We start from the raw sequence: 15,204 nt of genomic DNA, 5'->3' as shown, positions 1-15,204 counted from the left end.
TGACTTGGTAAAAACAGTAAATAAGTTCCAGCCTAATGGACATAGGCTCACCATGAAGGATAGATGTAAGTGGTAAACTAAAACCATGAGATTTAGGAAAATAAGAATCCGGAATAATATCCAACAAGACAAGACAACACAGGTCATTAACTGAGGGCGATACCAAGATCCTTTTAAATAAGTGTAAAGGCAGGGGTTAGTATAAGAGTGCATTTAGTTATACTGAATGCACTCTTTACATTTATAGGTAAATGGGTTCTAATAACATAAATTCTGACTACAGACATAAAAGAATTTGCAATAACATTATAGTATATGAAAAGTTTTGCCCCTTTTTTTGCCCCTTATAGTTTAAAATAAATAGGGATAGACAAGTATAGTTTAAAAAACAAAGTGAGCATTTAAGCCACTTTGGGGACTGTTAAAAATTGCTTAAAACATCACATTACGAACCAGTTGGTCGCAGGTTCGCCTCCTATCCCACACCCCATAACAAAGGTAGGTACCTCAATGGCTTGAGGTACCTATTGTTTTTTTTTGATGCAACGGAATAAATATTAAATTGCATGTTTGCTATAAAAATCATGAAATAATATACTCATAAATATCTTCTCTTACAGGTGTATATAATTGATATTTAATTTCCACAGCAGTCTTATTAGTATTTCCCATAATAATAGGTTTAGGGGTTCCTATAGCCTTAATTTTCCCTAGATAATAAAATTCTTTAGAGGTTTTATCATTCTTATCTTTTCTTACAAATAAATTCATTTCAACTCCATCTTTTTCAGCACTATATGCTTGTACAACATCTGGAGACTTTTCTGTTCTCCCTTGTTTAGATATTGCAATTAATTGTGAGGAGGACTCAAATCTATCTTCATAATTTATAGAATCACTAATATCTTGAGATTTATTATAATTAATAAACCCTGGATAGGGTTTAGTGTTTTTATCAAACTTATAACCTCCAATATTAAGGGCTACTTCACCTTTTTCCCATCCCAATAATATACACACATCTTCGTATGTATATTTTTGATATAATTCAAAGCCTGTATTCATATAACGGCCACTATAAAACTTTTTATATCTATCTATACCAAACTGAATCAGTTCTTCAATCATTTCCTTAAACTCTTTGTTTTTCAAATTTTCAATGAAAACCTCGGAGGTTTTATAATCTAGACCATATTTTTCTAAGAAAATACACTCCTTATATGTTGCTTTAGCAGTTCCGCTAGCAAACTGATTTGTAAGCACATTTACTATAGAGGTCTCTGTACTATGCTTAAAATTTATATCATATTGTTCTTTTAGGATACATCTTAGCTTATATGTTAAATCAACCTTATAATTTATTGTACATCTTATCATTTCTAACTCATGGATTCTTTTTCCAGAAGCAAGCTTTTTAGAAATAAATTCTATAAAAGATTCTTGGATGGAGCTAAGCTGCACCATATATTCTTTTTCATACTTTGTTAAAAACTTATGATATGAACCTAAGCTATTATTATCAAAAATTCTTATAGGGTCAATTGAGTCATGTAAATTAAAATCACTTAATCGAGGCATTTTACCTAACTTTTGTTTTAAACTATTGTAATTCTCTTTAATAAGTTTAATATCATTAAAATTGGCTTTATCAATAGAATCAAAAATGCGTTTCTTAGAAATTTCATCAAAATTCACAGTAGAGCAACCAGGAATTATTCTATTCCCTTCCATAGCATATCTTCTAATAGTATCCTTATTATAGGTTCGATCTCCTGAAAGTGCTATAGGAATTAAAAAGTTACTATCATAGTTTCCTACGAAGTCTATGATTACAACAAATTCTTTATTATTATATTTTCTAAGGCCATGTCCTAATTAGCAAAACAAATTGTATTTGCAATTTATTCACGTCCCCCGGGGGTTTTTATGAGCGAAGCGAATTTGCTAATAACTTGGAAACTACAAATTCCAGGTGTCATTAGCAAAACGTGAAAGTAAGTAGTATGGTATTTCTATTACTGCAATACTAGATGATACTTCTATTGTAAATGGCAAGTACTTTCCGTGAAATTTAGGAAAATAATTTCCTTGAATAATTTCCAGTTAATAATTCCCATTTAAATCAATAATTGTCTATGTTCCAATCTATAACTCTTGCCAGTAATGTTGAAAAGTTCACATTTATAAGTCAGTCTATCTAGTATTGCAGTGGTTAAAGCAGGGTCACCTAATAATTCATTCCAGTCTTCAAATCCTTTATTTGATGTGATAATTATGGATGTTTGCTCGTAGAGCTCTGATACAAGTTTAAAAAACAGATTGGCTTCATCACGTGTTATAGGGAGATACCCGACTTCGTCAATAATTACGAGTTCTGAGGAATGAATTTTATTTACTTTGCTCTTACTTTTCCTTGATATATCAGAGGTCTTCAGCGCGTACATTAGATGATCCATCGTAGTGTACGTAACTCTATATCCCATCTCAATAGCTTTGTATCCAAGAGCAAGACAAATGTGAGTTTTACCAACGCCTGGCGGCCCTAAAAAAATCAAATTAAAGATGTCATCTATCCAATCCATATCAAGAAGTCTATTGATTTTTTTCTTAGAGATTGATTTTTGAAAATCAAAGTCAAAATTATCCAAAGTCTTTATAGTTGGGAAACAGGCATTCTTTAAACGTATCTCTTGTGCCCTCTTTTCTTTAGTCTTTATTTCCCCTTCAAGCACTGTTTCCAAAAACTCTTGGTAAGAGCTATCCTTAAGCTCCGCATCCTTTATTAATGCCTCTACACACTCGCATAGATTGTAAAGCTTAAGTGTTTGTCCCTGCTGCTTTAAATCCTCTATTTTGCTCATTTTTTATCCCTCCATTGCCTGTTTGTATTCATTGGTATCTCTAACCTGTGTCTTAATATTTCTGTACTTTTCAGGTATAGGATTACTTTGAGGCTGTTTAACATGTTCAGAGGTAGTTTGTTTATCCTTCATAAATAATATTGTGTCATTAAAAAGAGTAGCGCTAAATAGATTTCTTTTAATACAGTAATCCAAAGAGTCCCTTATTATTGCTGCGGAAGTAGCTGCAACAGATTTTTTAATAACACTTAGTTGATCCCTCATATATCTAGGTTTTAGCTCTTTTATGCTATTTAAAAACTGTATTGAATCATCACCACTGCCAAGTAGAACTAAAACCTCTTTATACATATCTTCAAGCTTTGTATCCCTCTCTCTTTCTGGATGAGTTATCTTTATCAGCTTGCCTTTTTCTTTGCTTAATTTATGTTTTGTAATCAATATTTTTGTTTCTATATCAGTGATTATTACTAAATCACTATCTATTTCAAGCTTAACGCTTTTGCCTGGTGAGTAGGTCCCTTTAGGAACACCATACCTGTTTTGTTTGTACAAAATAGTATTGTCTTTCCTTACAACATAGGTTAAACTTGTATTAGATGTTAATTCATTAACCACATTAGGTATCGGAAGAAGATGTTCCTTTTCTAGAGCAAACACTTCTCTTGGTATCTTTTTTGTTGTTCCATGTATCTTTCCATTTCCTGTCCTTTCAAGCCATGATTGGCATTCTTCGTTAAATGTAGCGATGTCAGAAAATATTCTATGTTCAGCAAAGTTATATTTAACAAATTTAACCACGGCCTCAATTCGGCCCTTACTAGCTGGATCAAATCCTCTGCATAAGTATACTTTGAATTTCATTATGTCTATGTATTTTTGAAATTCTTCAGTAAATATGATATCACCATAATTTTCATTCACCGCTAGAATTCTGTCTTGGTCATACACAATTTCAATAGGCATACCTCCTAAGTGTTTAAAAGCCATATCATGAGCTTGTACAAAATCTATGCTTGTAAATGGCCTATCCATCCATAATGCAAATTTGTATCTAGAATGGGAAAGAACCATCGTGAAACAGTAAAGTTTAATTCTATTGCCCTTATCTGTCTTAAGCCATATTTGTCCAAAATCTACCTGTGCTTGATATCCCATTGGGAGATCAGCAACCGCTTCATACTGCCGTATATGCTTTATTTTTGGAATCTTATATTCAGTCCTTATGCAGCTTAAAAAGTTTCTAGCACTCCTATCAGTGCAATCCATACTTCCATACTTTTCTTCCAACCAGTCAAATATTTGCGAAGTACTCATATCTGGATAATCCCTCAACCACGATATAATTTCTTCCTCATATTGGTCTAGCTTTTTAACTCTACTTTTTCTCTTTTCCAGTAATTTAGCATATTCATCAGGTGTCATATTCCAATAATTTGATACCGTTTCAAAATCAATCAATAAGTTTCTTGATGTCTGAGATTTATTAAATCCTCTCTCCTTCATTTCTTTAATTTCACCAAACAATTTCCAGCCCTTCAATCTTTTCAATTCTCATCACCTCTTCAATTCTATTGTACAGAAAAGGTGTTTGTTTTTGTGGTTATTTGGAAATTATTCCGGGTTCTTATTTTCCTAAATCTCATGGTTTTAGTTTACCACTTACATCTCACCTTCATTTATCTTCCTAGCACTTTCATTACTACAAATTCAATTCTACTTAATAGCGTTTTTGTTACAAGTTACAAGAGTTACAAGATTTCCTTACGCGCTTATGCGTGTTAGGCGTATTCGGCGTATTCCCTATACTAAATCTACCTAATTTCAATAACTCTATATAGAATTCTTGTAACACTTGTAACAATTATATTTACTTATGCTTCAAAGTTGACTTTCTAGCCTACTATAGTCTTGTTTTTTAGGCTGTCCTCTCAGCGAATGGCTTGTTTACTAGGTTTCAATGTAGCAAGCGGGCCACTTCGTGACCCACTAAGGTAACTGTTACTTGGCAAAAACAGTAAATATCAAAAATGTCATCAATCCTCATTAACACCTCGGATTCCCAGAAAATATTAGCAAGGAGAATACTTTCAGCAATCTCCTACGAAAGGGCACAGGCTCCTTTTAGTGTATTCAAGAGACCATATACGATAAAAATAGCTAGTAAACTATAATTAGTTCTACTAGCTACTCACTTAATATACTCATTGCTAAGCTTGGCATTTTTTATATTTCCATATAAGGTTACTATCTTTTATAAAAATTATTTCTCTAAACATCTCTGTATTATCATATATATTAAACTTATATCTCTTTCTGATGTAGACACCCATCTTCAATCTCATCTTTTAAGAGTTCATATATATAGGAAGAACTTTCTCTATAAAGACCTGTATCTTCATCACATAGTTTTGCATAAACTATTGAATTATAAACTATAGACATTGACTGGTGGATAGAAATTTTTTTATCATCACATAAGTAGCCAATCAAATCCTGAATAATGCCTTCCATTAATATCTTTTTAATCTCCATACACACTACCTCCTATGACCTTAAGGTGCCCAATTGCTTTTACTGTATGAAAAGAGTATTGATTTGTAAATTTCTTAAATTTCATATCTTTAACCAAAGTATCTATATCTATTAGCCCATTGGAAAAGCTTCTAAACAGTAATGCTAGAGCATCATCTGCTATTGGACCAACTACCATATCATATTTACAATCATGGTTGCATTCTTTACTATCAAATTCTGAGAAACTTCTGCTTCTGTTATTTAATACAAATAATGCCCATTCTTTTGATGGGATTTCAAATACCTTTATAGATAAATTTTCATCTAGGAAAATATTATCTGACATACAGAACTCTGTAACTGCTGCAGTTCCTCCATAAATAGCTGCAACTCTCTTAGCCATCAATTCAGCTTGGCTCTTTATTGTTGTGCAGTAGAAGCCTTTCCCAAAATCTTTATAAGGTCTGCATTTATTTAAATCAATGTTTTCAATGATAATATTAGAACCGTGATATAAAATCATTGTACAGTACCTCCATTATTCTTAGCTACTATGACTATATCATCTACAGCATCATCAATACTTAAAGTATGCTCTATTTCATAATTATTTAGCAAGAAATTAATAGCTTTATGCTCATTAAGATAATTAAAAGCTTCTTTTCCATTTATATTAAATCTATCTGCAAATTCATTAACACAAGCTACCATATATCTAACTATATTTAGATCTCTTTCTCTTAACACCTTAATCACTCTCCACTATTAGTTTATCTACTATTATTATAGTCAATTTTCTTATTAAAAGAAACATTTTAATAAAAATTCAATTCGTATGAAAATTACTGACCTATTAGCAAGGAGTTGACTTCCAGTCAACTCCTATGGGGTCTGGACAGCCATCTAAAAATAGGAAAAGTTCAACATTTAACTATTCTCCATTATTATCAAAATTTTGAACCATTAGTTAGCTTTTCTAGTAGCTACCCATTCTCACCTTCATTTGTCTTCCTAGCACTTTCATTACTACAAATTCATTTCTACTTAATAGCGTTTTTGTTACAATTCACAAGAGTTACAAGATTTTCTTACGCGCTTATGCATATTAGGCGTATTAGGTGTGTACTAATCTATCTACTAACCTAATTTAGATAACTCTATTTACTCTTCTTCATCCTCCCACCCATAATAATTGCAATATAATTCACTCATATAATCTCCAAATCCCCATCCAATATCACTCGCCTCATATTGAATTTGTGAGGCCCTCTCCTTAAACATATCCTCTAGATTATTTTTTTGAATATATTCTAGAGCATTATCATAAGCCTTTTCAATATTATTATAGAATTTTTCATCTATATCACCATATGTATTAGTAAATTCTACACCTACTTCTGCATAAGATATCATTAATTCAGCAATATTCTCTGGTGTGCTTGAAATCTTTTGAAATTCTTTTATAGCATCATTAACTACTGAATATCTCATTTTTCCAAAGCCTCTATCTGGCAAGAACTCATTATTTACTATTTTTTTATACTTTTCCAAGATTTCTTTTTCTGATTCCGGATTTATCTTTAAATTGTAATATTCTTTAACATCTTTAAAAGTCTTTGCAAGAGTTAAAATTTCTTGCATCAATTCTTCTTCATTTTTATTCTTTAAATACTTTTTTAAATCTATAATCTTTAGATTTCCCATTTAAATTCCTCCTGAAGGTGCCACCCACATGGCAAGTGGCAAAGTTATATATTATTATCATTAAGCTTTTTAATGATACCATTAATTTTCTTTTGCACCTTTTTATATTCTATTTTCTCCCAAGCCTCAAGTACCGGGATGTATTGCCTACTCCCCGTTGCTGCTATTTTATCAAGAAGCATAATTATCAATTCTCTATTTCTATCTTTCAGTTGTAAAACAAAATCATAATTTTTAGTAAAACATACTTCATTTATTTTTTGAAGAAACTCATCAGAATATATATCTTTTTCTATTTCCCATCCTTTTTTAGTATAAATCAAAAGTGGAAGTCTATAATCATATTCAATGTCTAGGTACTCATTTTCAATACACCAATCCACCCTAGCTAAAATATCATCTATTTTTAATTCCTTGAAATATCCATATACAGGGCTTTCATTCAACTTTAATTCTAGCAGTTTCTTTTCTTTAGATACTTTTAAAATTTTAGCAAGTAAATTTCTACCACCGCTCATAATTAAGTCATCTGCTCCCCTAACTATTGCTCTAATATCCTCCATAGGCATTTCTCTTATATCTTTACTATCAAGAGTAACACAAACTTTTTTCACTCTTCTACTCATACTATTTCCTTTCTATAAAAACATTTTTTAACCTTAGATAATCTCTTATAGATAAATAATAATACGTCTTCACCTTCATGGTGTTTTGCTAATCAAAAACACCACCGTCTGTAAGTAGCGATTAAGACCCCAAGAATATATTTCCGTATCAATTAGCAACAAAGATTGAAAGCTCCACTCCCAATTTTTATTAAAAACTAACCGTAACCAATTAATATCATAGATTTCACATTTATTTATGGTACTCCTCTCCACATTTTGAGTTTTCTTCTAAATTTGGTATACTATATATAATTACATACACGAAGGGGGAAACGTTATGTCAATCAATAGTCAAAGAGAATTCGAACTTTTAAAGAAAATTGGTTTTGTACGAACCAGTGGTTCAGAAGAGGAATTAAAAGCTGCAAACCTTCTAATTGAGGAAATATCTTCAATAGGCTGCACGGGACACTTAGAATATTTTAAAGTGCCTACTTCTAATATTAAGAAAGCAACACTTACGGTAGTTGAACCTTATGAAAAAGAATATGACATTACACCATATAACTGCTCAATTAGCACACCTGAAGGTGGAATAACTACAGATTTTGTATATATAGAAGATGGGCTTGATGCAAATTTAATAGACCTTAAAGGAAAATTTGTACTTATAAATATGGGTCCAGATCCTAAGCTTTATAAAAAGCTTATAAAAACTGGTATCGCTGGTTATATAACCATGTGTGGTACTGCCATGGATGAAGAGGATAAAACTGATATTACTGTAAGTAGAATGCGTGAAAAGAATACGGAGCACGGAAAAGTACCTGCTATAAATATGCGTATGAAAGACGGCTTCCATATGGTTCAAAACAAAGCTTCTATGGTGAAAGTAGAACTAATTACTGAAGATATAGAACTTACTTCACATAATGTTGTTGTAACCTTAGAAGGCACAAAATACCCTGATGAGATAATATCTTTCGGTGCTCATTATGACAGTACTCCTTTCAGTACTGGTGTATATGACAATGGTGCTGGCTCAGTTATTATAATGGAACTTCTTAGACATTTTAAAGAAAATCCGCCAATTAGAACTTTAAAATTTGTATGGTATGGTTCTGAAGAGGTTGGACTTCTTGGTAGTAAAGCTTATTTAAAGGCTCATGAGGAAGAACTACAAAAACATCTTCTAATGATTAATGTAGACGTTGCAGGCTCCATTCTCGGAAAAGAGAAGGCCCTAGTTACCGCGCAGCAAAGCTTGATTGATTATATTGATCATATGGCTAAAATTAAAGGCTTCCCGCTTATGGTAGAACAGAGCATATATTCAAGTGATTCCACAGCCTTTGCAAATGCAGGAATTCCGTCTCTTACATTCTGCCGTTTTGCACCTATGGGTGGAGCATTCATCCACAGTCGTAACGATATTATGGATTTTTTAAGTGCTGAGGCCTTAGAAAAAACTACCATAATAACAAAAGAATTCAGCGAATCCATTGTAAATTCAGTAGTATTTCCAATGGAAAGAAAGATTCCAGATAACATGAAAAAGGAATTAGATAAATACTTTGGTAAAGAACCTGAAAAAGGGGATGCAGTTAAATAATGGATGTAACGAAGTGAAATCCATTTATTTACTTGCTCAATATAACAAATAATGATCCTATTTTATCTGGAAAAATTGCTTATGCACATTTAAAGAAATTTCCTGATTATTATGAGCGACTAAAAAAACTTGAAGTTGAGGCTGAGAAGTATTGGAGTAAGAAAGTTTAGAGGATTTATTGAGAGTATCACTTACCTCTTTTATGTAGGTAGGTGATACTTAATGTGTAATGAGGTTTTAATACTACTATCTACTGACCTGATTATTTTATTTAATAATATTCTTCAACATCAAAACGGTCTGCATTCATTATCTTATTCCATGCAGCTACAAAATCTTGTATGAACTTTTTCTCGTTGCCATTAGATGCATATACCTCAGCAACTGCGCGAAGTTGTGAATTTGATCCAAATATAAGATCAACTCTTGTTGCTGTCCACTTCCTCATACCTGTTTCTCTATCAAAACCCATAAATTTTTCCTCACATTCAGGTAACACCTTCCACAGGATATTAATATCAAGAAGGTTTACAAAGAAATCATTTGTAAGACATTCTTCCCTCTTTGTAAACACCCCATCCTTTGATTGTCTATAATTAGTATTTAACACACGCATACCACCAATTAATACTGTCATTTCTGGAATAGTTAGTGTTAATAATTGTGCTCTATCAATTAACATTTCATCTGATGTTACTGCATATAGATCTTTTATATAGTTTCTAAATCCATCTGCCTTAGGTTCAAGAACACCAAATGCCTTTATATCTGTTTCCTCTTGGGTTGCATCAGTTCGTCCTGGAGTAAAAGGAACAGTAATGTTGTCCCCTGCATTTTTTGCAGCTTGTTCAATACCAACACATCCACCTAATACAATAATATCAGCTAAAGAAACCTTCTTCCCCTTTGAATGTGACCTATTAAAACTTATTTGAATTCTTTCTAGGGTATTTAAAACCTCGCTAAGCCTTTCCGGCTCATTAATTTGCCATTGTCTTTGTGGTTTTAGGCGTATTCTTGCCCCATTTGCCCCTCCACGCTTATCTGAACCACGAAATGTTGATGCAGATTCCCAAGCTGTTGTAACAAGTTCTGATATTGACAAGCCTGAATCTAGAATCTTTTTCTTAATCTCTAAAATATCCTTCTTATTAATCAATTTATAGTTAACTTTTGGCACTGGATCTTGCCAAATAAAGCTTTCTGTTGGAACTTCTGGTCCGAGATACCTTGATATTGGTCCCATATCTCTATGGGTTAATTTAAACCAAGCCCTGGTAAAATCCTCAGCAAATTTTTCTGGATTTTCTAGATAATCCTTTGCTATTGGTTTGTAAATAGGATCATAAATAAGTGCTAAATCTGCTGTGGTCATCATAGGTCTATGCTTTTTTAATGGATCAGAGGCATCAACTACCATATCCTCTTCATCTACATCTTTAGCTAACCATTGGTATGCTCCTGCAGGACTTTTAACTAATTCCCACTCATATTTAAATAATGTTTTTAAGTAACCCATTGTCCACTTTGTAGGCTCTGCTTTCCATGCACCTTCAAGCCCACTACTTATGGTATCTGGGCCCTTACCAGTTGTATAGCTATTTTGCCACCCCAACCCTTGCTGCTGCATAGGTGTAGCTTCTGGCTCTGGCCCAACATATGAAGGTGATGCAGCTCCATGACATTTACCAAAAGTATGTCCACCCGCTATAAGAGCAACAGTTTCCTCATCATTCATTGCCATACGAGAGAATGTTTCCCTTACATCATTGGCTGATGCCTTAGGGTCAGGGTTTCCATTGGGTCCCTGTGGGTTTACATAAATTAAGCCCATTTGTACTGCAGCAAGAGGATTTTCAAGTTCTTTATCATCTTTATTACGCTCATCTCCAAGCCATTCTTTTTCACTACCCCAGTAAATATCCTCCTGTGGTTCCCAAACATCCACTCTGCCACCACCAAAACCAATTGTCTTTAATCCCATAGATTCGAATGCGCAGTTACCTGTCAATACCATAAGGTCAGCCCAAGATATTTTATTTCCATATTTCTTTTTAATTGGCCAAAGTAAACGACGTGCTTTATCTAAATTTATATTATCTGGCCAGCTATTAAGTGGTGGAAAACGTTGCAATCCTTGCCCTCCACCTCCTCTACCATCACCAACTCTATAAGTTCCAGCACTATGCCAAGCCATACGAATAAAGAATGGTCCATAGTGACCATAATCAGCAGGCCACCATTCCTTAGAATCTGTCATCAACTTATATAAATCATTCTTTAGTCCATAATAATCTAATTTTTTAAATTCTTCAGCATAGTTAAAACCTTTAGACATAGGATTGCTTAGTTCTGAGTTTTGACGAAGAACATTAAGCTTAAGCTGCTTTGGCCACCAATACTCATTAGTTGTTCCCCCACCTGCTACTGCTTTGCTTGTTCTTCCTGTCATTGGACATTTCCCTTCTAACATAACACTATCCTCCTTCCCCTTCTTCTTTACCTACCTGCACAACTACTTAATTTATATATACATAAAGGTAATGTAGCCTTTCTCATATAAATACTATTACTGTAAATTATATAAATATATAACTAGTACTATGAGTGAATTGATAAATAATATTGGGTAAGTTTTGTTAAATAACTTTTCTTTAAAATCCGTTAATCTAATTTACCTTTATATATCCAATTACTAGAAGTTAAATGTTTAAGCTGTTGTTTTTGAACACCAAATAAGATTGCTTTAGTAATTTTTTTAGTCATTATGAATCCTCCGCTCTTGAATATTCATAATAATATTATTTACTATATCAAAAAAATATAGCTATCTACTTTATTTATAAAAAGATAATAAAAGAGGTTACTACAAGGTTGGCTAACGCCAAATGAAAATTCACTACCCACTTATAGAAGATGGGTGTACTCTTTTCATAATACGATAGAAACCATTTAAAAAATTGATTAATATATAAACCCTTTATTTAATGTAAAAAAAATACTATAATTAATAACGATAATATATTAATTATAGCTACAAATAAAAAATACTAAAGGCAAACCACTTCAAATATAAATTCACGTAAGGTTTGTCTATAAATTGAGGAGTTTATACATGAGAAAAAAAGATATACTTGAGTTAAAAAGACGTTTAAAAAAAGAACAATGCACCTTCACTAAAATGTGTGGCTGCTATGTTAATGGAGAAAAACATACTATTTTAAAATTTAGAGAAAGCTTTCTAAATTTAGATGATGACGAATACTTTAAATACTTAGAAATTGCTAAAAAAGTACTGTCTGGAACTATTGGGAATAATATTTTAGAACTTAACTTTGAAGCTAATGAAGATTTTATAAATGAAAGACAAATTTCTCTTATGCAGCTTAAAAACAGTCAATTAAAAGATGATACTCTTCTCGATAATTTTTATGATTTGATTATATCTAATTATGATTACACTGGTAATTTTTTAATACTCTTTTTCCATGATGCTTATGATGTTATTACCAAAACCAAAGATAATGTAAAGATAGATGAATCTGAAGAAGTATATGAATATGTGTTATGTGCAATATGTCCAGTTTCACTTTCAGAGCCTGGTCTTAGATACTTTGAAGAGCAAAACAAAATAAAGGCACGTATTAGAGACTGGGTAGTTGAGTACCCAACTAATGGCTTTGTATTTCCTGCTTTTATTGATCGTAGTTCAGATGTTAACTCTATTATGTATTACACAAAAAATGCAAAGGATACACATACTGAATTAATGGAAAATGCTTTAGGTTGTCCTTCAAAACAAACTGCTACGGTGCAAAAGGAAACATTCCAATCAATTATTAAAGATTCTTTTAGTTCTGATGAAAATAAAGCTGATAAAATTTTTATGGACATACAAGAAAACCTAAGCACTATGATAGAAGAATACAATGCTCTAAATGATGATCCAGATTGTGAACCTATAAGCTTAACAAAGAAGGATATACAAAACCTTTTAATAGAAAGTGAAGTTCCCGAAGAAATTACTACTAAGATTGAAAACTCTTATGTAGAAAACTTTGGTGATGATATCCCTTTAGCAAAAAAATTAATTGACGCAAAGGCTCTTAAGGCAAATGTGCAAAGAAAAAAGGAAGACCGCCTTCACAAACAAGTAGAAATGCTTCAAGCTAGACTTGATCAAGTTAAACAAGAGAATACTATAGATAATAGAACTCAACTGTCTACAGCAGTTAATGATGATAATGTGGTTTTAGAAGAAGCTTCAGCAACTGATTTAGAAGAAACTTTAGAAGCTAATCTAGAAGAAATTTTAGAAACTGATTTAGAGAAAGTTCCAGATGCATTTTCAGAAGATAATAATGTTACCCCTCATTATGATGTTATACTTCAAGTAAAACCCGAAAAAATATCTCAAATAAAATCTCAAATAATTAATGGCCAAAAATGCATTGTTATTCCTATTAATGACAATGAACAAACTACGGTTAATGGCATAGATAATTTGATTTAAAACAACTTTATTAACTATTTTATCCGGAGGCATTTTAATAACCTCTTATTAAATTTATAATTATTTGCTTTGGACCTGATCCCATAGAAGAAACTGGAAACAGTTTCTTCTTGCTAAAAAGTGCGATAGCGAACAATTTGCAATATTAGTTACCTCTTGGTAACCGTAGGAGGAATATTGAAAATTAAAACGATCCTATGATTTTAGAGAATAACTCCAGTTTAAGTGAAGGTAGTTTTCAATATTTGCCGTTCATTATAAAAGTGGTTTTATTATTCACTACGTCAAATCTACAAATTGCATAATATCTTAGAATTGCATAACAGAAGTTGACTAACATAACCGCACATTATTACTAATTTTTTAACCTGTAATTTTATTATAGTCTCTTATTAAGAGATCCAATATATTTATCTCCCCAGACTCTAAACTGTTTCAATACTGGCTCGAATTCCTTTCCTAAATCAGTTAGTAGCAAGTGGGCCACTTCATGACCCACTAAGGTAACTGTGACTTGTTAAAAACAGTAAATAAGCAATAATCTAATGAATACATGACACTACATACAGTTAAAAAACTGCCTAAATTTAATGAAGAACAACTTTTATGTCCATTATTTTTCACTTCCCTCTAACACAAGTTTTACCTCAATGCATACAATATTATGTAAATAAAAATTATTGATGAGGTGTAATTATTGAAAACATATTTAGATAATCCTATGCAAGGTATGCCACAAATGAGTGGCATGTACAATATGCCCCAGATGACGGGTATGCAAAACATGTATCCAATGATGTGTGGTATGGGAACTCCGCAGATGATAGATATGCAGAGTATGTATGAAATGATGCAGAGTATGCATCATTTGATTAGTATGCAAAGTATGTACCTTATGATGAGTATGCACGGCATGTGCCAAATGATGAATATGCAAGGAATGCATTCCATGATGGGTACGGATGAAATGAGTCAAATGAATCCTATGTCTATGAAATTTCCTATTCCAATGCTAACAAGCTTGGAACAACTTTCACCTAATCAAATTCAAATTAGCTACGATAGAGATGTTGATGTAAGGTTAGCAATGAAGGCAACTAATTACTGGGTCAAAGATACAATGAATGCTCGCCCTGAAGGTATTGGTACTCTTGGTAAAAATGATAGTGTGAACGCTGGAAATTCCCTTACCAGTAGTATGGTTAGAATAGAGCCAAAAAATGGCTCAGCAAAAACATTTATATTAACTTTCAATAGAGCTATTCCTAGAGGAGCAGAGTATATGCTAATAATTTGTTATGTAACAGTTAAAGGAGCACCTCCTTACACTGGAGATAATGGAATGGCTAATTTTACTGGTAAATAACAAATATTAAATCAATATAAAAC

The 15,204-nt window shown here is 32.3% G+C and carries 11 protein-coding genes and 2 pseudogenes; 4 read left to right on the top strand and 9 right to left on the bottom strand.

The window, feature by feature from the left end:
• Positions 1 to 582: 582 nt before the first annotated feature.
• The 8 genes and pseudogenes from G9F70_RS05370 to G9F70_RS05335 form a co-directional block, all read right to left on the bottom strand.
• Positions 583 to 1,875 (bottom strand): annotated as a pseudogene (locus G9F70_RS05370) (DUF3427 domain-containing protein); the annotation flags it as partial.
• A gap of 242 nt (positions 1,876 to 2,117) precedes the next feature.
• Positions 2,118 to 2,861 carry an IS21-like element helper ATPase IstB gene (gene istB, locus G9F70_RS05365; RefSeq protein WP_164948088.1) on the bottom strand — a complete coding sequence of 248 codons (744 nt, stop codon included), beginning with the start codon at positions 2,859 to 2,861 and terminating at the stop codon, positions 2,118 to 2,120.
• Between the two features lie 3 nt (positions 2,862 to 2,864).
• Positions 2,865 to 4,412, bottom strand: coding sequence for an IS21 family transposase (gene istA / locus G9F70_RS05360; RefSeq protein WP_224617433.1), 1,548 nt, complete (start codon positions 4,410 to 4,412; stop codon positions 2,865 to 2,867).
• A gap of 753 nt (positions 4,413 to 5,165) precedes the next feature.
• Entirely contained in the window at positions 5,166 to 5,396 is a 231-nt protein-coding gene (locus G9F70_RS05355; RefSeq protein WP_164947735.1) for a hypothetical protein, read from the bottom strand.
• Positions 5,386 to 5,901, bottom strand: a complete 516-nt coding sequence (locus G9F70_RS05350) for a DUF3990 domain-containing protein (protein ID WP_164947734.1) — start codon at positions 5,899 to 5,901, stop codon at positions 5,386 to 5,388. The genes G9F70_RS05355 and G9F70_RS05350 overlap by 11 nt, the downstream gene beginning before the upstream one ends.
• The gene (locus tag G9F70_RS05345; protein ID WP_224617432.1) at positions 5,898 to 6,125 is read right to left on the bottom strand and encodes a DUF3791 domain-containing protein; all 228 of its coding nucleotides are present in this window, start codon (positions 6,123 to 6,125) and stop codon (positions 5,898 to 5,900) included. Before G9F70_RS05345 ends, G9F70_RS05350 begins: the two co-directional genes overlap by 4 nt.
• 414 nt (positions 6,126 to 6,539) lie before the next feature.
• Entirely contained in the window at positions 6,540 to 7,082 is a 543-nt protein-coding gene (locus tag G9F70_RS05340) for a DUF6155 family protein (protein ID WP_164947733.1), read from the bottom strand.
• A gap of 44 nt (positions 7,083 to 7,126) precedes the next feature.
• Positions 7,127 to 7,708 carry an RQC-minor-1 family DNA-binding protein gene (locus tag G9F70_RS05335; RefSeq protein WP_164947732.1) on the bottom strand — a complete coding sequence of 194 codons (582 nt, stop codon included), beginning with the start codon at positions 7,706 to 7,708 and terminating at the stop codon, positions 7,127 to 7,129.
• A 319-nt stretch (positions 7,709 to 8,027) separates the two neighbouring features.
• On the opposite strand from G9F70_RS05335, the gene G9F70_RS05330 reads away from it, so the two are divergent.
• Positions 8,028 to 9,302, top strand: a complete 1,275-nt coding sequence (locus G9F70_RS05330; RefSeq protein ID WP_164947731.1) for a M28 family metallopeptidase — start codon at positions 8,028 to 8,030, stop codon at positions 9,300 to 9,302.
• A gap of 38 nt (positions 9,303 to 9,340) precedes the next feature.
• A pseudogene (locus G9F70_RS05325) lies at positions 9,341 to 9,472 on the top strand (DUF5661 family protein); the annotation flags it as partial.
• Positions 9,473 to 9,573: 101 nt separating this feature from the next.
• On the opposite strand, the gene katG reads toward G9F70_RS05325, so the two are convergent.
• On the bottom strand, positions 9,574 to 11,775 hold the full coding sequence (katG, locus tag G9F70_RS05320) for a catalase/peroxidase HPI (protein ID WP_164947730.1): 2,202 nt from the start codon (positions 11,773 to 11,775) through the stop codon (positions 9,574 to 9,576).
• Between the two features lie 642 nt (positions 11,776 to 12,417).
• Between katG and G9F70_RS05315 the strand changes: the two genes are divergently transcribed.
• Both G9F70_RS05315 and G9F70_RS05310 read left to right on the top strand, forming a co-directional pair.
• Entirely contained in the window at positions 12,418 to 13,815 is a 1,398-nt protein-coding gene (locus G9F70_RS05315) for a DUF4317 domain-containing protein (protein ID WP_164947729.1), read from the top strand.
• Between the two features lie 697 nt (positions 13,816 to 14,512).
• Positions 14,513 to 15,181 carry a hypothetical protein gene (locus tag G9F70_RS05310; protein ID WP_164947728.1) on the top strand — a complete coding sequence of 223 codons (669 nt, stop codon included), beginning with the start codon at positions 14,513 to 14,515 and terminating at the stop codon, positions 15,179 to 15,181.
• The last annotated feature ends 23 nt before the right edge of the window (positions 15,182 to 15,204 follow it).

This window comes from Clostridium sp. FP1 (assembly GCF_011065975.2).
GTDB classification, from domain to species: Bacteria; Bacillota; Clostridia; order Clostridiales; family Clostridiaceae; genus Clostridium_AD; species Clostridium_AD tagluense.
Note: the sequence above shows the minus strand (reverse complement) of the source record. Positions and strands in the feature narration are given on the sequence as shown.

Bases quoted from the DNA above. Each gene is read 5' to 3' on its own strand.
- G9F70_RS05340 (WP_164947733.1), bottom strand. From the start codon at position 7,082: ATGGGAAATCTAAAGATTATAGATTTAAAAAAGTATTTAAAGAATAAA.
- katG (WP_164947730.1), bottom strand. From the start codon at position 11,775: ATGTTAGAAGGGAAATGTCCAATGACAGGAAGAACAAGCAAAGCAGTA.
- istB (WP_164948088.1), bottom strand. From the start codon at position 2,861: ATGAGCAAAATAGAGGATTTAAAGCAGCAGGGACAAACACTTAAGCTT.
- G9F70_RS05315 (WP_164947729.1), top strand. From the start codon at position 12,418: ATGAGAAAAAAAGATATACTTGAGTTAAAAAGACGTTTAAAAAAAGAA.
- G9F70_RS05330 (WP_164947731.1), top strand. From the start codon at position 8,028: ATGTCAATCAATAGTCAAAGAGAATTCGAACTTTTAAAGAAAATTGGT.
- G9F70_RS05350 (WP_164947734.1), bottom strand. From the start codon at position 5,901: ATGATTTTATATCACGGTTCTAATATTATCATTGAAAACATTGATTTA.
- G9F70_RS05335 (WP_164947732.1), bottom strand. From the start codon at position 7,708: ATGAGTAGAAGAGTGAAAAAAGTTTGTGTTACTCTTGATAGTAAAGAT.
- G9F70_RS05355 (WP_164947735.1), bottom strand. From the start codon at position 5,396: ATGGAGATTAAAAAGATATTAATGGAAGGCATTATTCAGGATTTGATT.